The sequence below is a fragment of the Asaia sp. W19 genome (assembly GCF_003994335.1).
Taxonomy (GTDB): Bacteria; Pseudomonadota; Alphaproteobacteria; order Acetobacterales; family Acetobacteraceae; genus Asaia.
Genome location: NZ_PNQZ01000060.1, coordinates 56,728 through 78,393 on the forward strand (window position 1 = coordinate 56,728; position 21,666 = coordinate 78,393).

Annotated in this window: 20 protein-coding genes; 11 read left to right on the forward strand and 9 right to left on the reverse strand. The window is 61.8% G+C overall.

Features of this window, described 5'->3' with window-relative positions; genetic code table 11:
* The first annotated feature begins 16 nt into the window (after nucleotides 1-16).
* From C0V97_RS11070 to bioD, 3 genes are read left to right on the forward strand one after another with little or no spacing between them, the layout of a single operon-like run.
* Complete coding sequence (locus tag C0V97_RS11070) at nucleotides 17-1,201, forward strand: aminotransferase class I/II-fold pyridoxal phosphate-dependent enzyme (protein ID WP_127102650.1); 1,185 nt, start codon at nucleotides 17-19, stop codon at nucleotides 1,199-1,201.
* Nucleotides 1,198-1,830 (forward strand): alpha/beta fold hydrolase, encoded by a 633-nt coding sequence (locus tag C0V97_RS11075; RefSeq protein ID WP_127102651.1) that lies wholly within the window; start codon nucleotides 1,198-1,200, stop codon nucleotides 1,828-1,830. The genes C0V97_RS11070 and C0V97_RS11075 overlap by 4 nt, the downstream gene beginning before the upstream one ends.
* A complete protein-coding gene (gene bioD / locus C0V97_RS11080) occupies nucleotides 1,827-3,221 on the forward strand; it encodes a dethiobiotin synthase (protein ID WP_127102652.1) in 1,395 nt (464 codons plus the stop codon). The genes C0V97_RS11075 and bioD overlap by 4 nt, the downstream gene beginning before the upstream one ends.
* Nucleotides 3,222-3,227: 6 nt before the next feature.
* Here bioD and C0V97_RS11085 read toward each other — a convergent pair whose 3' ends face one another.
* The gene (locus C0V97_RS11085) at nucleotides 3,228-3,629 is read right to left on the reverse strand and encodes a rhodanese-like domain-containing protein (RefSeq protein ID WP_127102653.1); all 402 of its coding nucleotides are present in this window, start codon (nucleotides 3,627-3,629) and stop codon (nucleotides 3,228-3,230) included.
* Between the two features lie 72 nt (nucleotides 3,630-3,701).
* On the opposite strand from C0V97_RS11085, the gene C0V97_RS11090 reads away from it, so the two are divergent.
* The 3 genes from C0V97_RS11090 (at nucleotide 3,702) to C0V97_RS11100 (ending at nucleotide 7,084) form a co-directional block, all read left to right on the forward strand.
* Nucleotides 3,702-4,757, forward strand: coding sequence for a cysteine synthase A (locus tag C0V97_RS11090; RefSeq protein WP_127102654.1), 1,056 nt, complete (start codon nucleotides 3,702-3,704; stop codon nucleotides 4,755-4,757).
* 76 nt (nucleotides 4,758-4,833) lie between these two features.
* Nucleotides 4,834-5,553, forward strand: coding sequence for a response regulator (locus C0V97_RS11095; RefSeq protein ID WP_127102655.1), 720 nt, complete (start codon nucleotides 4,834-4,836; stop codon nucleotides 5,551-5,553).
* Nucleotides 5,537-7,084 carry an ATP-binding protein gene (locus C0V97_RS11100; RefSeq protein ID WP_127102656.1) on the forward strand — a complete coding sequence of 516 codons (1,548 nt, stop codon included), beginning with the start codon at nucleotides 5,537-5,539 and terminating at the stop codon, nucleotides 7,082-7,084. The genes C0V97_RS11095 and C0V97_RS11100 overlap by 17 nt, the downstream gene beginning before the upstream one ends.
* A 128-nt stretch (nucleotides 7,085-7,212) precedes the next feature.
* Here C0V97_RS11100 and C0V97_RS11105 read toward each other — a convergent pair whose 3' ends face one another.
* The 5 genes from C0V97_RS11105 to galE form a co-directional block, all read right to left on the reverse strand.
* Nucleotides 7,213-7,863: a methionine ABC transporter permease gene (locus C0V97_RS11105; protein WP_127102657.1), complete on the reverse strand. Its 651-nt coding sequence runs from the start codon at nucleotides 7,861-7,863 to the stop codon at nucleotides 7,213-7,215.
* Nucleotides 7,844-8,875, reverse strand: coding sequence for a methionine ABC transporter ATP-binding protein (locus C0V97_RS11110; RefSeq protein ID WP_127102658.1), 1,032 nt, complete (start codon nucleotides 8,873-8,875; stop codon nucleotides 7,844-7,846). Before C0V97_RS11110 ends, C0V97_RS11105 begins: the two co-directional genes overlap by 20 nt.
* Nucleotides 8,872-9,687 carry a MetQ/NlpA family ABC transporter substrate-binding protein gene (locus C0V97_RS11115; protein WP_127102659.1) on the reverse strand — a complete coding sequence of 272 codons (816 nt, stop codon included), beginning with the start codon at nucleotides 9,685-9,687 and terminating at the stop codon, nucleotides 8,872-8,874. Before C0V97_RS11115 ends, C0V97_RS11110 begins: the two co-directional genes overlap by 4 nt.
* A gap of 260 nt (nucleotides 9,688-9,947) precedes the next feature.
* Complete coding sequence (locus C0V97_RS11120) at nucleotides 9,948-11,732, reverse strand: hypothetical protein (RefSeq protein ID WP_127102660.1); 1,785 nt, start codon at nucleotides 11,730-11,732, stop codon at nucleotides 9,948-9,950.
* A 179-nt stretch (nucleotides 11,733-11,911) separates the two neighbouring features.
* A complete protein-coding gene (gene galE / locus C0V97_RS11125) occupies nucleotides 11,912-12,898 on the reverse strand; it encodes a UDP-glucose 4-epimerase GalE (protein ID WP_127102661.1) in 987 nt (328 codons plus the stop codon).
* A gap of 540 nt (nucleotides 12,899-13,438) precedes the next feature.
* On the opposite strand from galE, the gene C0V97_RS11130 reads away from it, so the two are divergent.
* Genes C0V97_RS11130 through C0V97_RS11140 form a run of 3 tightly spaced genes read left to right on the forward strand, consistent with a single transcriptional unit; the run spans nucleotide 13,439 to nucleotide 15,417 of the window.
* Nucleotides 13,439-13,765, forward strand: coding sequence for a YnfA family protein (locus C0V97_RS11130; protein WP_127102662.1), 327 nt, complete (start codon nucleotides 13,439-13,441; stop codon nucleotides 13,763-13,765).
* The gene (locus tag C0V97_RS11135; protein ID WP_370265489.1) at nucleotides 13,762-14,394 is read left to right on the forward strand and encodes a YqaA family protein; all 633 of its coding nucleotides are present in this window, start codon (nucleotides 13,762-13,764) and stop codon (nucleotides 14,392-14,394) included. Before C0V97_RS11130 ends, C0V97_RS11135 begins: the two co-directional genes overlap by 4 nt.
* Nucleotides 14,395-14,415: 21 nt before the next feature.
* Nucleotides 14,416-15,417 (forward strand): SDR family oxidoreductase, encoded by a 1,002-nt coding sequence (locus C0V97_RS11140; protein WP_127102663.1) that lies wholly within the window; start codon nucleotides 14,416-14,418, stop codon nucleotides 15,415-15,417.
* 25 nt (nucleotides 15,418-15,442) lie between these two features.
* Here the strand turns inward: C0V97_RS11140 and C0V97_RS11145 are convergent, their stop codons facing one another.
* From C0V97_RS11145 to C0V97_RS11155, 3 genes are read right to left on the reverse strand one after another with little or no spacing between them, the layout of a single operon-like run.
* The gene (locus C0V97_RS11145; RefSeq protein WP_199751844.1) at nucleotides 15,443-15,817 is read right to left on the reverse strand and encodes a hypothetical protein; all 375 of its coding nucleotides are present in this window, start codon (nucleotides 15,815-15,817) and stop codon (nucleotides 15,443-15,445) included.
* A 38-nt stretch (nucleotides 15,818-15,855) separates the two neighbouring features.
* Entirely contained in the window at nucleotides 15,856-16,761 is a 906-nt protein-coding gene (locus C0V97_RS11150) for a 4-(cytidine 5'-diphospho)-2-C-methyl-D-erythritol kinase (RefSeq protein WP_233582112.1), read from the reverse strand.
* A gap of 23 nt (nucleotides 16,762-16,784) precedes the next feature.
* Nucleotides 16,785-18,599: a tetratricopeptide repeat protein gene (locus C0V97_RS11155; RefSeq protein WP_127102666.1), complete on the reverse strand. Its 1,815-nt coding sequence runs from the start codon at nucleotides 18,597-18,599 to the stop codon at nucleotides 16,785-16,787.
* A 51-nt stretch (nucleotides 18,600-18,650) separates the two neighbouring features.
* Here C0V97_RS11155 and C0V97_RS11160 point away from each other — a divergent pair, with 51 nt between their 5' ends.
* Nucleotides 18,651-19,436, forward strand: a complete 786-nt coding sequence (locus C0V97_RS11160; RefSeq protein WP_127102667.1) for a uracil-DNA glycosylase — start codon at nucleotides 18,651-18,653, stop codon at nucleotides 19,434-19,436.
* Between the two features lie 178 nt (nucleotides 19,437-19,614).
* A complete protein-coding gene (locus C0V97_RS11165) occupies nucleotides 19,615-21,609 on the forward strand; it encodes a transglycosylase SLT domain-containing protein (RefSeq protein WP_127102668.1) in 1,995 nt (664 codons plus the stop codon).
* Nucleotides 21,610-21,666 lie beyond the last annotated feature (57 nt).

A 21,666-nucleotide genomic window follows, 5' to 3' on the forward strand; every position in this document is an offset into this window, starting at 1 on the left:
ACGGCAGGGACAAATCATGACGCGCTTTGACATGCTTTTCAGCCAGGCTCTGGACTCACTCGAGTCACGGAAACTGCGCCGTCGGTTGCGCCCGCTGCACCGCACACCGGATCAGGTGATGCGTCAGGGACAGGCCATCCTCGATTTCTCATCGAATGACTATCTCGGCCTGTCCGGTCATCCGCTCCTGCGCGAGCGCGCGGCGGACTGGGCCATGCAGCATGGCACAGGCGCACGCGCCTCGCGCCTCGTATCGGGCACGCTCGACCTGCATGAGCAGATCGAGCGGCGGCTTGCCAGCTTCAAGGGCACCGAAGCCGCACTGATCTTCGCGTCAGGCTGGCAGGCGAATGCGGCTGTCCTGCCGGCACTTTTTCGAATGGCCAGGGAACAGACAGGAGAAACGCCGCTGGTCTTCGCGGACCGGCTGAACCATGCCAGCATGCATCATGGCTGTGCGGCGGCGGGCGTCCGTCAGATACGCTTTCGGCATAACGATCTGGATCATCTCGACGCCCTGCTCAAACGCCATGCCGATCTGCCGGGCCTGCGCTTCATTCTGACCGAGAGCGTATTCTCGATGGATGGCGACACAGCCGATATCGCCGCCCTTTCGGCATTGGCCCGACGGCACGACGCCTTTCTCTATCTGGACGAGGCGCATGCGACGGGCGTGCTGGGTCCGCAGGGCCGGGGCCTGTCGCATGGTCATCCGGTCGATCTGGTCATGGGCACGTTCAGCAAGGCGTTGGGAGCCATGGGCGCCTATATCGCGGGGTCACGCGCACTCTGCGACTGGATCATCACCAGCAGCTCGGGCTTCATTTACAGTACCGCCCCGTCTCCGCCGATGCTGGGCGCCATGGATGCCGCGCTCGATCTGGTGCCCGGAATGGAAGCCGAACGTCTGGGCTTGCGTCAGAAAGCGCGAAGCTTTCGGGACAGATTGACGGCGGCCGGTATCAATACCGGGGCCTCCACCACCCAGATCGTCCCCGTCATGATCGGCGATGAGACAGAGACACTGGCGCTGGCCCAGTCGCTCGAGAAGGCAGGGCTTCTGACCATCGCCATACGTCCACCCACCGTGCCCGCCGGTTCTGCCAGACTGCGTATCGCGCTCAGCACCCAGCATGACACGGCGGCGCTCGATCATCTGGCGGAGGCAGTGATCGGAGCCTTGGGGCAACACACGACATGAAGCTCGTCTTCATGCATGGCTGGAGCTTCGATCACAGCTTCTGGGCCCCCTTGCTGGCCGTTTTGGGACCATGCGATGCGCTTTGCCTCGATCATGGCTATACAGGTGCGGCACAGCTCGAGGCTCTGCCTGATGAGGATTTCATTGCCATCGGGCACTCGGCGGGGGTGCTCTGGTTCCTGAACCGGGACCTGCCGCATTGTCGGGGCATGATCGCATTCAACGGGTTTGCCCGGTTCAGCCAAAGCGAGGATTTTGCACCCGGTATCCCCCGGCGCGTGCTGACGCGTATGCAGACAAAACTGCACGAGGCCCCCGCTTCGGTCGTCACGCCATTCCGCCAGCAATTCACGCCGTTTCTGCCCTGTTCTGCCACGCTCGACGGCAAAGCGCTGGAACAGGGACTGGCCGAACTGATCGATGCGGATGGCCGTCCGAATGCCCGAAACCGGGGTGAGACACTTCTCGCCGTGCAGGGAAGTCATGATCCACTCGTGTCGAGCGCGCTTCATGAAGCCAGCTTCGCCACGAACAGACGCCTGACACTGGAAGGGGGGCATCTGCTTCCCCAGACCGCACCCCAGGCCTGCGCTGACCTCATCCATGATGCGCTACGGGGCTGGGCATGAGCATCGATCCTGCCGGAAGAGCGCGTGTCGCAGCGCGGTTCGACGCTGCCCGGCATTACGAGGGCGCGGCACGGGTACAGGCGCTTGCAGCAAGGCAACTGGCGCAGAGGCTCGAAACACTCTACGCGCACAATCCTGCCCCGCGCCGTATTCTCGAACTGGGATGCGGCACCGGTCTTCTGACCCGCGCCTTGCGCATTCTTTTCCCCGAGGCGGCGCTGACCGCGATCGATCTGTCTCCGCAGATGGTTGCCCGCGCCCATGAAGCCGTTCCCGAAGCCACCTATCATGTGATGGACGCCGAATATCCGACACTGGACAGGTCATTCGACCTGATCTGCTCGAACTTCTGCATCCAGTGGTTCACTGATCGCGCGGCCGCCTTCACCCGTCTCTCCGGCATTCTTGCCCCCGGGGGGCGCATCGAGGTGACGACTCTGGCTCAGGGCAGCTTTACCCAGTGGCATGCGGCCTGTACCGCCTGTGCCTTGCCGAGCGGTTTTCCCGATTATCCCGATGCCTTTGCATTGGAGCAGGAATGGCCTGTCTCGATGCATGGAACGTGGCAGATCGACACCCTGCAGGACCGGGTCGGGTCGGCGCGCGCGTTCCTGCGCGACCTCAAGGCCATCGGGGCCACGACGCCCCGACCGGGAGCGAAACCACTCTCCATCCGCGCACTCAGGGACGTGATGACGCAATTCGACAGGACAGGCGACGTAATGGATTATCAGGTAGGTTTCGGATCGGCCCAAAAACACCGGGGTTTCTTCGTGACCGGTACCGATACCGGCATTGGCAAGACGCTCGTCTCCGCCATTCTCACGAAAGCCCTGAACGCCACATACTGGAAACCCTTCCAGACCGGCCTGGCTGAGGAAGCGGGCGATACGGCCAGCGTGACGCATCTGGCCGCGCTCCCTCCCGAGCGCCTGATCCCGCCCGCCTATGGATTTCAGGCCCCCCTCTCACCGCAAGATGCGGCAGCCCTCGAACAGGTATTGGTTAGACCCGAGACCCTGCCCCTGCCCGAAACCGATCATCCCCTTGTGGTCGAGGGCGCAGGCGGGCTCATGGTGCCGCTCAATGACACGACACTGCTGATCGACTGGGCGGCCACTCTCGGTCTGCCCGTCATCCTCGTCTGCCGTAGCGGACTGGGCACGATCAATCATACCCTGCTCAGCCTGGAGGCGCTCAGACAGCGCGGGATGCGCGTGGCCGGAGTAATCATGAGTGGCACGCCCAATACGGCCAATCGGGAGGCGATCGCCCGATTCGGCCAAGTCGAGATTCTGGCCGAAATTCCAGTGCTTGATGAAGTTACCCCTGAAAGCGTAGCGCGCGAGGCAGCCACTCTGGCAATTTCACTGCGCCAGCGCGGCTGGTAGCGCCCCTCAGCCGGGGAAGTAGCGCGGCAGATCCTGAAACTGCCAGCCGCAGACGCGCCCGCGCTGCCCGGTAGCATCGGGCGGCCCCTCATAGCCCTCCACGATATTGACGCTCGTTTCATACCCCAGATGAGCAGCGAGTTCGGCCGTCTGCTGCGAACGCACGCCTGAACGACACAGGAACAGGATCGGCGTGGCCAGATCGGGCACGGCGTCCCGCAGCGCTTGGGCAAAGCCTGCAGCGTCATACGGGTCCCAGCTCAGGGCCACGACATTCTTGTCCAATGTGGTCAGGTCCGGCAGACCGACGCTCTGCCACTCGGCTGGCATGCGCACATCCACCAGAACCGCATCCTTGTCAGCCGCGAGGCGTTCCCATCCTTCGCGCGCTGAAATACAGTCGACCATCGTTTTTCCTCATTTATAGTACATGCCACAACGTTAAACTGTGAAACCGCAGACGTATAGGATGGAATGCAGATGACCTCGCAGGACCAGACCCCCCTTTCGGCCCCACATGCCATCCCCGGCTGGCAGAATGTGTCGGAGGGCATGATCGGCGCCATTGGCGGTACCCCGCTCATCCGCCTCAAACGGGCCTCCGAAGCGACGGGTTGCGAGATCTACGGCAAGGCCGAGTTCATGAATCCCGGCGGGTCGGTCAAGGATCGCGCGGCGCTCGCCATCATTCTGGATGCGGAGGCACGTGGTCTGCTCAAGCCGGGCGGGATCATTGTTGAAGGCACGGCGGGGAATACCGGCATCGGTCTGACGCTGGTGGCCAAGGCGCGCGGCTATCGCACCATCATCGTCATGCCAGAGACCCAAAGTCGGGAAAAGATCGACTTCCTGCGCATGATCGGCGCTGATCTGCGTCTGGTTCCGGCCAAGCCTTTCCGCGATCCGGGCAATTACGTGCATGTCTCACGGCGCATCGCCGAGGAAACAAAGAATGCGGTCTGGGCCAACCAGTTCGACAATACGGCCAATCGCGAGGGTCATCGCACCACCACGGCGGTCGAGATCTGGCATCAACTCGCTGGAAGAGTCGATGCCTTTACCTGCGCCTGCGGCACTGGCGGGACGCTTGCTGGCGTTGCACTCGGTCTTGGAGATCTGGCCGACAAGGCGGGTCGTAAACGCCCGGAAATCGTGCTTGCCGATCCGGAAGGATCAGGCCTGTATGGCTGGGTCAAATCGAACGATCTCAGCGTGTCCGGCGGATCGATCACCGAAGGGATCGGCCAGTCGCGTGTGACCGGAAATCTCGAAGGCGTGACGATCGATGATGCAGAGCGTATCCCCGACGCCGAGGCACTCGAGCAGATCTTCTCTCTTCAGGATCGCGAGGGGATATCCCTTGGCGGATCTGCCGGAATCAACGTGGCTGCAGCGATTCGCATCGCGCGACGGATGGGTCCGGGGCATCGAATTGTAACAATCCTCTGCGATGGCGGGGCGCGCTACCAGTCCAAGATCTTCAATCCTGAATTCCTGCGGGCTAAAAACCTGCCTACCCCTCCCTGGCTCGATTGAGACGGGTTTTCGCAAGTTGTGACGGAATGAAACACCCCCTTGTGGGGCGGCTTCGATTCGGACCAATGTTACATTCATGGATACGACCCCGCACCTTCTCATCGTTGATGATGACCGCGAGATACGCGAGCTGCTCTGCCGCTTTCTCGAGCGCAATCACTTCCGGGTAACGGCCGCCCGTGACGGGCGTGAAGCCCGTCGCGCCTGGGCCGCCGGTCATTATCAGCTTGTGGTGCTGGACCTGATGCTTCCCGGCGAGAGCGGGCTCGACATCGCCCGCTGGCTGCGCAGCCAGGACAATATCCCCATCATCATGCTCACCGCCATGAGTGACGAAACCGACCGCATCATCGGTCTGGAATTCGGCGCGGATGATTATGTGGCCAAGCCCTTCAACCCACGCGAATTGCTGGCCCGCATCCGGGCGGTATTGCGTCGCACGGCGGACAGCTCGGACAAGAAGCTCTCGGCTGATTCCCGGATGATCCGGTTCTCTGGCTGGACCCTCGAGCCTGCTCGTCGGCGTCTGCTGAACCCCGATGGCGCGGAAGTGCCGTTGACGGGTGGCGAATATGACATGCTGCTCGCCTTTCTGGAACGCGCCAACCGCGTTCTGACACGTGACATGCTGCTCGAATTGCTGCGCGGACGTCAGGCGGGGCCATTTGACCGTGCCATCGACGTGGCGGTCAGCCGTCTTCGTCGCAAGCTCGAGGACGACGGGCGCAATGCCCAGATGATCAAGACCGTGCGCGGTGGCGGCTATGTTCTTGCCGCCGATGTCGAACGCCTCTGACCCCGTGATTCGCCTTCTGCCGCGCTCGCTTCGGGCGCGCACCAATCTGCTGCTCATTGCGGGGCTCTGCGTGGTTCAGGCCGCCGGCCTGACCATCCATGCGCTCGATCACCTCAATATCGCCGACCGGGCCGAGATGCACGAGAATGAGCATCATGCCTTCTCGATCTATCATACCCTGGTCGAATTGCCGCCGGCAGATCGCGAAGCAGGGCTGGCCGCGATAGAAACACCGTCGAATTTCAAGATTGTTCTCGACGACAAGCCGGATACGCATTTCCCCAGCGCTTTCATCCCGATTCCGTTCGGTATGCCCCCCATGGGCCGCGCTATGCCTCAGCCCGGCGGTCAGGAGGAAGGCGGCTTTCCGTTACCCGGAGAGATGGGCGGCGGTGAAAATCGGCCGCCCTTCCCGTTCGAAGGCGGGCCGCCACCGGGGAATATGGACGCAACGCCAGGCGAGGAAAGACGCCCGCCGCCGTTCATCCCCCCCTCCCTTTCCGGTATGGGCATGTTGCCCGCGCGCCTGCGCCCGCAGCGTATCGTCATGGGCCACAAGCCAGGTACGCGCCACTACGCCATGTCCTTTCAGATGCCCGATGACCATCGCTGGCTGGATATGAGCTACACCGTGCGCCCCCCGAACCCGTTCGGTTCGCCCACCTTTATGATCTCGTTCGCGCTCATGACTATCTGCGGCGGTGGTCTCATTCTCTGGGGCTCCCACCGACTCATCGCGCCTGTCGCCACGCTCGCCAATGCCGCAACGGCATTGGGCAGGGACGTCCACGCCCAGCCTTTGCCGGAATCCGGCACGACTGAAATCCGCCAGGCCGCGCTCGCCTTCAACACCATGGCGGCGCGCATACGACGTTTTGTCACCGACCGCACTTTGATGCTGACCGCCATCGGGCATGACCTGCGCACGCCCATCACCCGACTCAAGCTGCGTGCCGAGTTCATCGACGATGATGAGTTACGCGACAAGTTTCTGGCCGATCTGGACGAGATGGAGAGCATGGTGGCGGCCACCCTCGCCTTTGGCCGTGACAGTTCCACCCAGGAACCCATGACCGCTCTGGATCTTGGCGCGCTCTTGCAAACCATCGCCGACGAAGCCGCCGAAGCCCGGCCCGATCTGGCCGATCAGGTCAATTACCAGGAGCCGGATACGGCCATCCGTATCAAGGCGCGCTCGCTCGCGCTCAAGCGCGCTCTGACAAATCTCGTCATGAATGCGCTCAAATATGGTGGGTCCGCCACGATCAGCGTGACCTGCACCCGCGGGCCGGGTCAGGAAAAGAATGTCTGCATCCGTATCGACGATAAGGGCCCTGGTTTGCCCCAGGAAGATCTGGAACGCATGTTCGAACCCTTTGTCCGTGCCGAAACCAGCCGCAATCGCGAAACCGGCGGCACTGGCCTCGGTCTTGCCATCGCCCGCTCGACCGTGCGCGGCCAAGGCGGCGACGTCACTCTCGCAAACCGTCCCGATGGGGGATTAAGAGCGAGCGTCATTCTGCCATTGTGAAGAAGCCGGGCTCTGCACGGAACCAGCCGGGACCTGAGCCCCGCACCCCTATCCGGCGATCCTCGAAATCGGGTTCAGAGGCACGCCTCTGGCGGGGCGCGGGGCAGAGCCCCGCATCTGCCCTCTATTCAGCGCCGGATAGCGCGCACCGCCAGCGCACCGACACCCTGAATCACCCCCACAAGGAGAATCAGCACGGCCACGACCGCGAACATGATGGTGGTATTGAAGCGTTGATAGCCGTAACGGATGGCCAGATCGCCTAGCCCCCCAGCTCCAATCGCGCCTGCCATGGCGGAAGCGCCTACGAGGGTAATGGCGGTGACCGTCAGACCGGAGAGCAGACCCGGGAGCGCCTCGGGGATGAGAACGTAGCGGATAACCATCCAGCGCGTTCCTCCCATGACGCGTACAGCCTCGATCAGACCGGGCTCGATTTCCTGAAGCGAGATCTCTGCGATGCGCGCGTAATAGGGAATGGCCGCAATGGAAAGTGGCACGATTGCCGCCAGGGTACCGAGAGAGGTTCCCGCGATGAACCGCGTGACAGGAATGAGCAGGACCAGCAGGATAATGAATGGAATGGCGCGTATGGCGTCGATCAGCCAGCCGACCGGCCGGCCCAGCCAGGGCAGATCATAAAGATCGGTGCGGCGGGTCGCGATCATCAGCACGGCCAGAGGCAGGCCAAAGATCAGGGCGATGAGACTGGAAGCCGCCACCATCTCCACTGTCTGGACTGTGGCGTCGGTGATGAGCCTAGCGATCAGCCGGTACATAGCCGAGCACCTCCGTCACATGGGCCTGCTGATCGAGAAAGATGCAGAGCGGGTCAGAAAGGGGTGCTGAAAAGGACAGGATCATGTCGGAAAGCAGCGCGTCCCCGCAGGCCAGCGTACCGCCCTGTATCAAGGTAACCTCCTGCTGGAAGCGGGTCGTGAGATGGGAGAGGAAGGGCGTTCCTGCCGTTTCCGGACCGAGCACCACACGAAGCAGCGGACGCGTATCAGGGCCGGGATCGGGTAGAAGCCGACGCTTCAGCGCCTCGGGGAGCGTCGGGCGTATATCGGCCAGCAGGTTCTCGAGCCGGGGGTCTCCACGGCTGTCACGCATCAGCGTGGCCATGCTGCCGTTCTCGATCAGCGCGCCATGATCGAGAACGAGCACACGATGCGCAAAACGGCGCACGACCTCCATTTCATGCGTGATCAGGATAATGGTCAGGCCAAGCGTGCGGTTGATATCAGCCAGAAGCGCGAGAATGGAAGCGGTTGTGTGTGGGTCGAGCGCCGATGTCGCCTCATCGCACAGCAGGAGAGAGGGCGCGTTGGCGATAGCGCGCGCGATACCGACGCGCTGCTTTTGTCCGCCGGAAAGCTGCGAGGGGCGCTTGTGCCCGTGGCCGTCAAGCCCGACCAGAGCCAGCAATTCATCGACGCGCGCTGTGATGCGCGCTTTCGGCCAGCCGGCAATTTCGAGCGGCAGGGCGATGTTTCCGGCGGCGCTGCGGGCATTCAGCAGATTGAAATGCTGAAAGACGAGTCCGACCTTGCGACGCGCCGCCACCAGGTCGCGCTCGGACAGTAGCGTGAGATCGGCGCCATCGAGCAGGATTTTTCCTTCGGTGGGGCGCTCAAGCGCGCAAAGGCAACGCAGGAGCGTGGATTTCCCCGCACCCGAACTACCGATCACGCCAATGATCTCCCCCTTTTCGACCTGAAAGCTGATATCGGACAGCGCGTTCTGCGCGCCGAAGCGGCAGGACAGGCCCGAGACATCGAGAAGACTCATGAAAAGGCGGGGATGACGGTATTGGCGTAAACATCGATCAACGCCTGACGGATATTGGGCTGCTGGTAGGCACTGACCAGAGGCTTGACCCACGAGGCCTGAGCGTCATCGGTGTTGACGGCAATCACGCAGATATAGGGATTGTCTTTCACCCCTTCACGCGCGAGACGCTCATGCACTACGTCCACTCCCGCCTTATGCGCCCAGTCGGTATTGATCACCGCTGCATCGAGATCGGGCAAGGCGCGCCCGACCACACCGGCATCGAGTTCACGAATCGTGAAGTCATGGGGATTCTCGGTAATATCAAGCGGGGTAGGCAGCAATCCGGCAGAGGATGAAAGCTTGATGAAGCCCAAGGTCTGAAGAAGAAGCAGCGCGCGCCCCTCATTGCTCGGGTCATTGGGCACGCCGATCACGGCTCCTTTGGGCAGGGTCGCGAGCGTCTTCCACTTGCGGGAATACAGGCCGATCGGCGCCACATAAGTATTGCCCACCGGAGAAATCCTGAAGCCATGCGCCTCGCACTGCGCCTTGAGGAAGGGCATGTGCTGGAAGGAATTGGCATCCAGATCATGCGAGGCCAGGGCCTCGTCGGGGGTGGAGTAATCCGAGAAGGTGACAATCTTCAGTGCCAGTCCGGATTTCTGGGCATTCTGGCTGACGAGACGCCAGATATCCTCATCCTCACCCGCCATGATGCCTACGCGGATGACCTTGTCAGCCGCACGCGCCTTGCGCAGCGACAGCCCGACGGGTGCGGCGCCGAGCAGCGACAGGACCGAGCGGCGCGAGAGCGAGGAAAAAGGCATGGGCAGAATATCCGGAAAGGGCGGGTCAGGATGAAAAGAACAATTCAACAGAAATAAAACGTCTTTATGGAGTTTTCCTGTTGATTGAACGATTTTGCTCTGTCTTATACGGACAGCGCTCAGAATCAATCCTTTCTTTGCCCGGCACGGCACGTGCTCTCGCCAGAGCGCCTATGGCGAGAGCAGATCGAACGTCTCGCCGTAACAGAAAACGGTCATGGCCCACCTTTAGAATTCTCTGCGTTGCGCGCGGCCTTCGATCAGTCGCGCGCAGGATATCCGTCATCGCTGCGCCAGACGGAGGCACTATCCATGAAAATCCAGCGTCCCGTGCCGGAGGCGTGGCCTTGGCCGGGGTTAAGACAATCGTGACACCAGACACGATCCCCCTCGCTATGGGCCCGCGCGGCAATCTCCGCCAGTTTCTGGAAATGATTGCTCGTGCCGTATTGCGGCGCCGTCGCATAGGCCGAGGCGGCAATGACTTTGGTAATGGCCTCCCGTGCATGAAGCGCACCCGGCACATCCACAGAACCATCGCCGTTGAGGCAGGACCCGGCGGTCCTGCCATCGGGCTGGATGAGACAGATCGAGCCGATCTTGCCTCCAAAATTCCACGCCAGATCGCTCATGGGTGTTCCCCCCTCGAAGCGATCCCGCACACGCTTGCCGTCCACGCGTAGTCCCAGCCTGACATCATAGCCACGCCAGTCTTTCTGACCGGCGACGTCATGATAGGAACGCGCGCCAAAATGCAGCGTGTTGCCGGATTGAAGCTGGCTCGCGAAGTCCGTCATGATGTGGTGCGAACCAAGGATCGCAGGATCAGCGGCCCCGGCGCCCGGAATCCAGGTAGAATAGCCCCTGTATTCGAGCGCGTCGCCATAGACCTGCGCGATATAGGCAGCTGGCAATTCATTGGGGCCATTCACCAGATAGCCATAACTGTCTTCCGTGAAAGGGTGAGAAACGGTGCAGGAATCGCATTCGAAAGAGAGCGTGTAGCCATGGAAACTCGCGGCATGATCGCGATGAATGTTCTGGAAGCGCATGTCGAATTCATCGCGCTCATAGCTGCTTGCGCCTGACGAGGCCTCAGGGCCATAGACCCGATCCATGTCCATCACGACATAGCTGTTTTCGCCAAAATATTTTCCCGGGTCACCAATATAGGCAACGGGCGTCTTATAGGCGGTGCGGGTATCCAGATTGGTCCAGGAATTCCTCTGCAACTGCGTCTCGGGTACGAGCCCGTTCTGGAGGTATTTTCCCCCTCGCGCATTGCCGGCGCCCAGAACGGACCAGCCATAGACACTGATATGCGTAGCGGTCCAATTGCTGATAATTCCGGCATAAACCCAATTCGTCGGGCGTCCGTTTTCGTCGATGGCCGGCATGTCCGGCGCCCGCACATTGGTCGACAGGTACATGCCATGATGCAGGGCCGCCATCTGTGCAAGACTCAGGGGATGCTCCAGCGTCATTCCATCGGGTCCGAATGCCTTGATAGGGAGCACCATGCGCGTCAGGCTGTTGTTCTGACCGATGAAGAACGCGACGGTCGCATTATCCCCATTGGCGATGGAATACGCACCCCGACGCGGATCGAGGCCGGAGATGGCGGCCTGTCCTCCTCCCTCACTTCCCATATTCCCGGAAGAAAAGACGCAAAGGGAGCATCCGGCATTATACGAGCCATAGGGGCTGGCCCAGATGCTCAAAGCCTGATGAGGCGAGATATCGATCGTCTGGCCCTTGCGGTTTCGAAGCACGGAGCTTTGTCCACCGAGCATGACGGTCTCGTACCCCTGAGGCCCCCACTCGCCAGAGGGATGCTCGATCAGATTATTGGCAAGATGACTGACGGGGTAACGGGCAATCCGGCCATCGGGAGCGTGATACTCCCGCATGATTTCTCCTGACGAAGGGACCTCTCCGGAAGGCCCCCCTGCGGCGGAAGACGTGTCAAAGAGCTCCTGCGCCTGAGCGGCGGTCGTCGACAGACTCCCGATCGTCAGGAGAAACGCCAGAAATCTTGCCGTCATGTCGAGGGCCTTTCATGATCATGAATGCGCCTTGAGGAACTCCGTCCGAATGCATGAAAGGGCGCAACCCGGCCCAGCTTTGCAGCAGAAACGGCCATTCCCCTAGGGGGGCTCCGTTCCGCCGGATGCTGTCTTGCAGCGCGCGTATCCTTATCGGCCCCAGGGCGGGGCGATGGCACTCAGTCGTCGTACCCATCCGGATGGCGCTCGCGCCACGCGAGAGCAGTCTCGACGATCTGGTCCAGATTGCCGAACCGGGGTGCCCAGCCCGTTTCCTCTCGCAGGGTCGTCGAATCCGCTACCAGAAGCGCCGGATCACCCTCACGCCGTGGCGCTGCCTCCCATGGGACCTTGCGCCCGCTTACACGCTCGACGCTCTGAATCACCTCGAGATTGGAGTAGCCGCGTCCATTGCCCAGATTATAGGTGACGCTGCGCTGATCGATCCGGGCAAGCGCTCTGATATAGGCATCGGCCAGATCCGCCACATGGACGTAATCCCTTACGCAGGCACCGTCGGGTGTGGGATAATCCGTCCCAAACAGCTTCAAGGCCGGACGACGGCCAAGGGCTGCGTCGATGGTGAGCGGAATGAGGTGTGTTTCCGGACGATGATCCTCCCCAGCGCGCCCCGCCGGATCAGCTCCGGCTGCGTTGAAATAACGCAGACAGGCGCTTCTGAGGCCATGAATCGCATCCGCCCAGTGCAGCACGCGCTCGATCATGAACTTGCTCTCTCCGTAAGGCGAGCCAGGCTTGATCAAAGCGGTTTCGGGAATCGGATCGGGACGTTCCGGACCACCGAATAGGGCTGCGGTGGAAGAGAATACGAACCGTTTTATCCCGTGCTCGACGCAGCTCTGCACGAGATTGAGGCCGGTGATATAATTCTGCCGCAGGTACAGGAAGGGGTCGCGCATGCTGTCCCCGACGAGCGACAGGGCCGCGAAATGCAGTACACCATCCCAGCGTCCCTGCGAGAGAACCGCCGACACCGCCTGGATATCGAGCAGATCAACAACATGAAGGCGGGCCGCCGAGGGCACGGCGGCTCGATGCCCCGTGCTCAGATTATCGATGACCACGACCTCATGACCGGCATCCAGCAACGCAAGGACGACATGACTGCCGACAAATCCTGCCCCGCCCGTCACAAGATAACGCATCGAAACCCTCCTTTTGGGTGCCCTTTGCTCGAACCTTACAAGGGTACAAAATCACTCTCGGGGCGTTTTTATTTGTATCGAAACCCTATTGGACAGATTTGTTTTCGAACGCAAGATGCGGCGCATCCCTGCCCTCCCCCTGAAGCCAGAGACAACCAGACCGACCTACTTTACTATGCTTCGAAGCGCTGTTGCGGTCAGACTTTTATTTCTTCATGACGCGATTTAATGCAATTAAAAACAATGATTTACCGTCTCTCGAAGACCCATTTCCTCTTCGCAGCAGAGAACCGAGGCGGCATACAGCCAAGAGATCCGAAGCCACCCTCAGACGCCGTCTTCAGGGGAGGTCGCACCAGTGAGACATGGGACAGGATCGCGCATGAGAAGCCGCTATTCGCGCCTTCATGCCCTCGCAGACCTGCTTTTGGGCATCGCCCTGCTTCCGGGGAGCCACATTGGACAAACCCGCGCTTCCGGGGTCGCTCTGCCTCCTCTCAGGCGGCATAACGAGGGACGCTTTTCAGAACGGAATTGTGCATGCTTGTTCTCGCGTTCTACATCGCTGCGGGTTTTGCGGAAATCGCGGGATGCTTCGCTTTCTGGTCCTGTCTTCGTCTTGGACGATCAGCCTTGTGGCTCATTCCGGGTCTGATGAGTCTGACGCTGTTCGCCCTTATCCTCACGCGTATTGAAAGCGACAGCGCCGGACGCGCCTTTGCGGCGTATGGCGGCGTCTATATTACGGCCTCCCTGATCTGGATGCGTCTGGTTGAAGGGCGAAGCCCGGATCGATGGGACATGATCGGCGCCCTGATATGCCTCGCGGGAGCGGCGCTCATTTTATGGGGACCACGCTCGACATGAGGCGGCTCTTGCGCCATGCACAGCGGCAGGATCATCACCCGGAGGCCGCCTTGTTCCAGCCGCTCTATCGACGCACGCTTGCCCTGGCGGCATCCCCTCACGCAGGGTGGTGGCTCTTTGCCGTCGCTTTTGCCGAGGCCTCGTTTTTTCCCATTCCGGTCGACCTGCTTCTGATCCCGATGGTACTGGCGGCTCGTGAGCGCGCCTTTATCCTCGCGGCCATCTGCACCGTCGGCTCGGTGAGCGGGGCCCTTCTGGGCTGGGTTATCGGCGCGGTGCTGCTGCAGCATGTCGCTCTTCCGATCGTTCACTTCTATCACGCGGAGCATACGCTGGCGGTGATGCAGGAGAAGTTCCGTCAATATGGCGTGGCGATCATTCTGCTCAAGGGTCTTACCCCCATCCCCTTCAAGATCGTCACCATCGCCGCAGGGGCATCGCATTTTGCAATCCTCCCATTTTTGGCGGCCAGCTTGGTGACGCGCGGCGCGCGCTTCTTTCTGGTGGCCACGCTGCTCTGGTTCTATGGCGCGCCCATACGCGATTTCATCGAACGTCGACTGACGGTGGTCATGTGCGGCTTTCTCTTTCTGATCATCGCTGGCATTCTCGCCGTCACCTATCTGTAGCCTGCGCAAGGAGCCAGCATCATGCCCAACCAGATTGCCGTGGTCACAGGCGCGGGAGCCGGTATCGGGCGCGCCACCGTGCGTATGCTCGCTTCCTATGGCTTCGACATTGCCCTTCTGGGCCGCAACGCCCAGCGCCTTGAAGACGCCGCGGCGGAATTGCAGGGCAGTGGCATTCGTACCCTCACACTCAGCGTAGATGTGGCCGACGCCAAGGCCTTGTCCGAAGCCGCCGAACACATCGAACGCGAACTTGGCCCCATCACCGTCTGGATCAACGCAGCAGGCCTGACCGCCATCGGGCCGGTTCTGTCGCTCGATTCAGAGACGTTGCGACGTGTCACCGAGGTGACCTATCTCGGCTCGGTATACGGCACCCAGGCGGCCCTGACCTGCATGAGACGCCGCGGAAGCGGCACGATCGTCAATCTGGGCCTCGCCCATCCGTTACGCGGCCTGCCTCTGCAGGCCGCCGTCAATGGCGCGCATGCAGCGATCAGCGCTTTCTGCGACAGTGTCCGACCCGAGATCAGGGCGCTCTCCGACCGGATCGACCTCACCGTCGTGCATCTCCCCTCCATCAATACACCGCGTCTTGGCTGGAGCAGAAACCGGTCCGGACATACGCTCAAGCCGGTCGGGAGAGTCTATGAACCCGAAGTCGCGGCGCATGCGATCTGCCAGGCCGTGCTCGGCCATCATCGGGATATCTGGGTTGGTGCCTCGTCCATTCTCCCGAGCCTGATCAACGGCCTCGCCCCATCGCTGCGCGACCGTTATCTGGCGAAAAATGGTCTCAAGGCGCAATTCGCCGCTGGCGCACAGGCAGAAGCGGACGACTCATTCGACGAGAGCGTAGAGGGTGCCTATGCAGCCCATGGACCCTATGAAGGCATTCCCCTTCGTGAACAGGGACGCAAGCCGCTCCTGCTGACCATTCCGCGTCGCATGGGCCTGGGAGCCGTCCTTATGGGATTACTCGGCCTGACCGCAGCCTGGTGCAGCGTCAGACGCAGATCCTGACGGCATCGCGCCAGGAGAGGCCCGCTCAGCTCGGTCGGCGGCTTGTATTGGCCGCCATGAGCGCGCGATGCTGGTTGAGGCCCTTGATCAGCTTCTCGACATCATCCGGCCCGAAAACCAGCCCAACCGGCCCATAGGCCGGATGCTGGTAGGCAAGGGTCGAGCCCTCTGTCAGAGCATCGATCTGAAGGGCCCAGTTCGTATTATAGACGGGCAGGAAAGGAGCATTGCCGATCGAGGGCTGGGGCTGGTTGGCGGTCATCGCGTAACGCACCCGACCCAGACTACCGATCAGCTGTGTCAATTGCTCCAGGGTGAGGTCGATTTCACCCTCGATCCCACTCCCTTCAAGGAACCGGAGTGTCGCTCCCGTGCCGTCCTCTTTCTGGACGACCTGCATTCTTGCCCCCATAGACCCGACCTTCCCTCAAAGAGTGTTCAGAGCCGGTCGTCCCCGGTCTGGATCCATCCGGCCTCGGCCCACCATCCATGAGCGCGTAATGCCGACGCCCCTCGTTGCGCCTGTTCCAGCTCAGCATAGAGACCAAAGCAGGTCGCACCCGAACCGCTCATCCTGGCAAAAAGACAGCCATCCGTGTTGTCCAGCCTCTCGATAACCTCAGCAATTACCGGGAACAGAGTTACCGCTGCCCGTTGTAGATCATTCGAAGTGGAACGCAATACTTCTGCCATGGCGTGCGGCGTATCCCATTGCTCGGGCAATACCGCCGGTGCGCGAAACTCGGCCTCTGATTCCTTCCACGCCTTGAACACCGCAGGAGTAGGCACGGCGATACCGGGATTGACCAACACCATCGCGCAGCGCGGCAATGCAGGCGCATGGACCAGAATCTCGCCAATACCCTGCATACGCTGTGTCGACTGGGCGAGGCATACCGGCACATCGGCACCAAGCGTTGCCGCAATGGGCGCCAGATCGATTTCATGACAAGCCCAGGCGGTCGCGAGAAGACGCAAGGCCGCAGCCGCATCGGCCGAACCTCCCCCGATCCCGGAAGCTACAGGCAGGTTCTTGGTCAGATGCAGGGCATAATCGGGCAGGTCCGATGCGGTATGGCCCGCCTGACGCGCGGCTGCACGCAGCGCGGCTGCTGCACGAAGCACGAGATTCTCTGGCCCCGCATCAAGCCCTGCCCCGAAAGGTCCATCGATCGTGAGCGAAAGGCCTTCACCCGTCTCGAGAGGCTCCTTCAAGGTCAGGATATCGGCCGTCTCGGCGAAGACAGCAAGCGAGTCCAGCTCATGATAATTGTCGGGACGGCGGCCCGTGACATGCAGAAAAAGGTTGATCTTGGCATGGGCCAGAGAACGATCCGTGGGCATTGGCAGTCTCATCGAAATCGGGCTTATCGGGGCGAGGGTATGGCCCGCCCGCGCATCACGGGCAGATCCGGCCCCTGCGCCAGAGCCGCCTCGATCAGCGCGCGCGTTTCAGGCTCGGGCTTGTTGTTGAGGGCCTGGCTCCATTGGTCACGCGCCTCGAGCTGACGCCCCTGATACCAGTAGGCGACACCGAGATGATACGCGATTTCAGGATCTCCCGGTGCCGCATTCACTGCTGAAAGCAGCAGAGGCAGAGCCTGAGTGAGATCCCCGTTCTGCTTCAGAAGCGCCCAGGCATAGCTATCGCGAATCTCGGCGTCATCCGGGGCCAGATCCATGGCGCGCCGCAGAAGCTGCAAGGCTTGGTCCGGTCGCTCGTCATGCTCGACATCCGAATAACCGGCGTAATTCAGCAGAACAGGCTCCGACGGGTTGAGGGCCATAGCCCGGTCAAGATCGGCCTGTGCCTTGTCACGATGTCCAAGATGGTCCCACGCAATGGCCCGCCCGAGAAGGAGGGGCCAGATGCGGGCCTCCATGACGCTTACGTGATTCAGGGCATGGGTATAGGTCGCAGCAGCGGCCTCGGACTGGCCGAGCTGATCCTGTGTTGCCGCGAGTTCATTGAGAATATCGGGGTTGTCCGGGTTCGCCTTGACCACAGGCTCCAGAGCATGCAGCGCAGCCTTGAGGTCATGACGTTTTAGGGCAACCTGCGCCTGCGCGTGATCGGCAAGGGGCGCCAGGGGAGCATCGGCGCCGACGCCGTCGAGCGCAGTCTGGGCCATGTCGAGCTGGCCGTCATTGCGCAACTCCTCAGCGAGCAGAATCTTGGCGAGGGTAAGGTCGGGCTGCAGGAACAGCGCCCGACGCAGAAGCAAGATCTTGAGCTGGCGCACATCGCGCAGCTTGTCATCGCCTTGCGAAACTCCGCTGTCACCCTGGCCATGACGGTCCTGCGGGGCCGTATCGCCCAGCAGGGTCGTGACGCCGATCAGAAACTCGCCGAGCCCCTGTCGGGGCGAAAACCCTGGCCCCAGAGCCTGCGGCCGCAGACGACCGGAAACGAGCTGGAAGGCTGGCAAGAGCGCGCCCACCGCCGCCAGTTTCCTGCGGGCCTCCGGCTCATGATGACGATAAGCCAGCCAGTCCGCCTGAAATTGCAGGGTGAGCACGCGCAGAAGCGGCGGAATGGTCGTGGCGTTGGGGTCAAGCTGCGCAAAAAGACGGTCCGTGTTGGCCTCGTCACGCAGTGAGGCGATGCGTGCCTGCTGCAACAGGGCCAGATAGATCACGGGATCGGGGGCACCATCCGGAGTACCCTGGGGCGTCACGACCGGGTCCAGCGCCCCATCGACCGGGTTGGCCCCATAGCGGCACCAGTCGATCAGCCCCTGCCCTGCAAGGCGCAGAAATCCTTGGGGCGCCTTGCCGTGAAGCGTAAACAACGTTTCAGCGCGTTTCCATTGCTCATCACGAAAGGCCACCGTTCCCATGACAATGCGCGCAAGACTCTCTTTAGGGGCCAGGGCCGCTAGGGAGAAGGCGCGGGCAGCGGCATCGGGACCCGCATCCATTGCCGCAAAACGGAGCGCCATGACGACAAAGTCAGGATCGCGATAGCCCAGCATGACCGAGTCATAAAGGGCACGATCGGCATCCGGGATATTATTGCGCTGCACCGCGACGATGCTGCCGAGCAAGCTGCCCGTCAGGGAGTGATCGGGCGCGGTCAGAGCCGGCCCTGTCGGGGTCGCGGCAGCATGGGCCGTTGCCCCACAGACGGAGGCGAGACAGGCGAGAAGGCCGAGCCGAAACGGAGAGTGCTTGGTTTGCATCGTGTGACAATCTAGACTGAACCCGAGCAGACACCAAACTGATAAGAAATCATGTCCCTTACCTTGTCCGGCCAGGACCGATCCGAGATTCTTGCCCTGCTGGACCTGTACCGGGAATGGGGGGTGGATTGCCTCCTTGATGAGGTTGCTCCCCAGCGTCTCGACCGCCCTGCGCCCCTGACCGCCCGGCCTGTGCGAAACGCGCCTTTGCGTACGCGTGCAGCGGTGCCTGGCACACTCCCGGCAGCCTCCATACGCCCGGCGCCGGTCGATCCGGAAACCGCGTCGCTTTGGGGCGTGGACAGCTTTCCCGAATGCGGTCTGGCCCGGACAGCCTCCACGAGCGTCCGGCCCCGGATTGTCCCGGGAGCAGCCCTCATGGTGATTGGCGACGCTCCTGATGCGGATGAAGACCGCTCCGGTACTGTGTTCGCCGGAGAGACAGGCAGATTGCTCGACCTGATCCTGCCCAGTATCGGCCTGGATCGCACGACCCTCTCCCAAGCGCCTGCCCTTCCCTGGCGGCCACCGGGCGGGCGGGCGGTATCCCTGATCGAAATGAGAGAATGTCGCGCCCTGCTTCAGGCGGCCATCATCAAGGCTCAGCCCGGTCGCCTCCTCCTGCTGGGGCCGACTCCACTTCGCCTCCTGATGGACGAACAGGCCAGTGTCGCCCGCTCACGCGGCAAATGGCTGACCCTGCGACTCGATAACGGGGCTGCCATCGAGGCCCTCGCATTGCAGCACCCGCAGCAGCTGGTTTCCAGCGCACGCGCCCGCCGGGAGATGTGGAAAGACCTCGTTTTCCTGGCGGAATGCCTCGATGGCGCGCCGTGACACAGGTAGTTGCAATTGCTTAATAAAAAAAATTGATTTCAGCCCAGAAAAACGCCGTTTTTCGGCCGCAACCCTCTGGTAGAATTCCGCAAACACTCTTAGGATAGCGAACTCCTTTGGTGTGACCTTTTGGCCACTCTTGCCTTGTCGGGCGAGAGGGGCTACGAGCATCCCCACCATGCGAGGAATTTCTTATTTCGCGTCGAGTAATAGCGCCCGTGCTGCCATGCTGTGCGCGATGCTTGTGGCGGGAGCGACGTTCAATCCGCTTCGTGCCCAGGAAAGCAGACCGACGCTTAACCCTGCCGACCACGACAATGCCCAGAGTGAGGAAACGGCGTTCGCAACGCCGCGATCCTTCGCGCCTGGCGGGTCGAATGGTCTTCCCCACCCCCTAACCGCCTCAGACGCTGCGCTGCTGAAAGAGGCTTTCCGCGCCCAACGCGCGGGCGATTTCGAAACCGCCATTGCCCGCTCACGTGCCGCGCATGACAGCGTCCTGATGGGTGACCTGCTGGCCGAGCGTTATCTCAATCCGGCCTATCATCCCCAGCCTGTCCAGCTTCGCCTGTGGCTCAAGACCTTTTCGAGCCTGGCCGATGCCGGCGCCATTCAGTCTTTGCTCGTCTCATTGAGCCCCAGAGGAAGTGTCGCCACCCAGAACTTCCCGACATCCCTGGCCCCTTCAGACACCTCCACGACGGCAACCCCCGGCGCGATGGACCCCATCGCCCACCTGCTCAACCGCAATCCCCTGCTCGACCGCACCGTGACCGAGCGCCTCTCCTGGGGGCTCAAGGGCGGACAGAGTGCCGTGAGGCTCATCGATTCCACCCCGGGCATGACCCCGCTCTATGCAGCGCAACTCAAGGCTGAAGTGGCACTGGGCATGCTGAGTGCCGGTGAAACGGAGTTTGCCCTCGAAACGGCTCGGGCGGGTTTTGCCAGAAGTGCCCAGCAGCTCGGCTATGCCGGCTATGTGGCCGGGCTCGCCGCCTGGCGCGAGGGGGAATATCATGATGCCGCACAGTTCTTCGAGCAGGCATCTCGTGCCCAGACCACGACCAATGACGTCCGTGCAGCCAGCGCCTATTGGGCGGCGCGCGTGCATCGCCACCTAGCCGGGCCTGCCACACTGACCACATCCTGGCTCCAGCGCGCAGCCGCCGAGCCCGGCACATTCTACGGTATCCTGGCCCGTCAGATGCTCGGCCTGCACCACGCCGGGCAGACGCCAGTCACGCAGGAAACCGCTGATACCCTGCCGAAGAATGACGAAACGGCATTGCAGAATCCGATCCCTGTCATGGGTGAAATCGACGTCGAAGCCGTTGCCGCGACCCCGCAGGGGCGTCGTCTCTTCGCCCTTCTCCAGATTGGCGAGACGGCCCGGGCCGAGGCGCTTCTGCGCCGCATGTGGCCCGATATTGCCTTTGACACAGCGCTTTGCCACTCGGTTCAACTCGTCGCCGCCGCGGCGGGACTGCATGATTTGTCGGAGCAGATCGCGACGATTCTGGGTGCGCGAGACGGTCGCCCAGCGCATCTGGCCGGGTTCCCCATGCCGCAGCTGGCGCCGCGACACGGTTTCAAGATGGATCCGGCTCTTGTCTATGCCCTGACCCGGCTTGAATCGAACTTCGACGCCAAAGCCTCGTCGAGCGCCGGAGCCCATGGGCTGATGCAGATCCGTCCGCTTACCGCCAGCTTCGTGAGCGGCCCCAAACCCGCGCTCGATTCCCATGGCGTCGCGATCATCAACGTGCCCGCCGATATGGTGGGACGCCTGCATAATCCGGCCGTCAATCTCGAGATCGGCCAGCTCTATGTGCAGTATCTGGCAGGATTGTCAGAGCGTTCCGAAGCGGCACCCAAGGGAGGGGATCTGATTCACACTTTGGCCTCCTATAACGCAGGGCCTGGCGCGATTGCACGCTGGGAGAGCGGCACCCCTCATGAAGCGGCGCTGATCCATGATCCGCTTCTTTTCATGGAATTGCTGCCCAACGGCGAGACACGCGACTACGTGCATCACGCCTTCGCCTATCTCTGGATCTATGCGGACAAGCTCGGGCTTCCTGCTCCCTCGCTCCATGCTCTGGCCCATGCCCAGTGGCCGCGCTTCGCCGATGAGCAGGAGATCGCAAGCGCCAGACCGGTAACCTATCACTAAGGGGCCACTGTCATTGTGACGGGCCTGAACGATTTTCGATAAGGGCGGCTCCCGACG

Bases quoted from the DNA above. Each gene is read 5' to 3' on its own strand.
- C0V97_RS11135 (WP_370265489.1), top strand. From the start codon at position 13,762: ATGAGGCGGCTCTTGCGCCATGCACAGCGGCAGGATCATCACCCGGAG.
- C0V97_RS11145 (WP_199751844.1), bottom strand. From the start codon at position 15,817: ATGCAGGTCGTCCAGAAAGAGGACGGCACGGGAGCGACACTCCGGTTC.
- C0V97_RS11155 (WP_127102666.1), bottom strand. From the start codon at position 18,599: ATGCAAACCAAGCACTCTCCGTTTCGGCTCGGCCTTCTCGCCTGTCTC.
- C0V97_RS11150 (WP_233582112.1), bottom strand. From the start codon at position 16,761: ATGCCCACGGATCGTTCTCTGGCCCATGCCAAGATCAACCTTTTTCTG.
- C0V97_RS11165 (WP_127102668.1), top strand. From the start codon at position 19,615: ATGCGAGGAATTTCTTATTTCGCGTCGAGTAATAGCGCCCGTGCTGCC.
- C0V97_RS11070 (WP_127102650.1), top strand. From the start codon at position 17: ATGACGCGCTTTGACATGCTTTTCAGCCAGGCTCTGGACTCACTCGAG.
- C0V97_RS11090 (WP_127102654.1), top strand. From the start codon at position 3,702: ATGACCTCGCAGGACCAGACCCCCCTTTCGGCCCCACATGCCATCCCC.
- C0V97_RS11095 (WP_127102655.1), top strand. From the start codon at position 4,834: ATGGATACGACCCCGCACCTTCTCATCGTTGATGATGACCGCGAGATA.
- galE (WP_127102661.1), bottom strand. From the start codon at position 12,898: ATGCGTTATCTTGTGACGGGCGGGGCAGGATTTGTCGGCAGTCATGTC.
- C0V97_RS11120 (WP_127102660.1), bottom strand. From the start codon at position 11,732: ATGACGGCAAGATTTCTGGCGTTTCTCCTGACGATCGGGAGTCTGTCG.
- C0V97_RS11110 (WP_127102658.1), bottom strand. From the start codon at position 8,875: ATGAGTCTTCTCGATGTCTCGGGCCTGTCCTGCCGCTTCGGCGCGCAG.
- C0V97_RS11105 (WP_127102657.1), bottom strand. From the start codon at position 7,863: ATGTACCGGCTGATCGCTAGGCTCATCACCGACGCCACAGTCCAGACA.
- C0V97_RS11100 (WP_127102656.1), top strand. From the start codon at position 5,537: ATGTCGAACGCCTCTGACCCCGTGATTCGCCTTCTGCCGCGCTCGCTT.
- C0V97_RS11130 (WP_127102662.1), top strand. From the start codon at position 13,439: ATGCTTGTTCTCGCGTTCTACATCGCTGCGGGTTTTGCGGAAATCGCG.
- C0V97_RS11115 (WP_127102659.1), bottom strand. From the start codon at position 9,687: ATGCCTTTTTCCTCGCTCTCGCGCCGCTCGGTCCTGTCGCTGCTCGGC.
- C0V97_RS11160 (WP_127102667.1), top strand. From the start codon at position 18,651: ATGTCCCTTACCTTGTCCGGCCAGGACCGATCCGAGATTCTTGCCCTG.
- C0V97_RS11075 (WP_127102651.1), top strand. From the start codon at position 1,198: ATGAAGCTCGTCTTCATGCATGGCTGGAGCTTCGATCACAGCTTCTGG.
- C0V97_RS11085 (WP_127102653.1), bottom strand. From the start codon at position 3,629: ATGGTCGACTGTATTTCAGCGCGCGAAGGATGGGAACGCCTCGCGGCT.
- C0V97_RS11140 (WP_127102663.1), top strand. From the start codon at position 14,416: ATGCCCAACCAGATTGCCGTGGTCACAGGCGCGGGAGCCGGTATCGGG.
- bioD (WP_127102652.1), top strand. From the start codon at position 1,827: ATGAGCATCGATCCTGCCGGAAGAGCGCGTGTCGCAGCGCGGTTCGAC.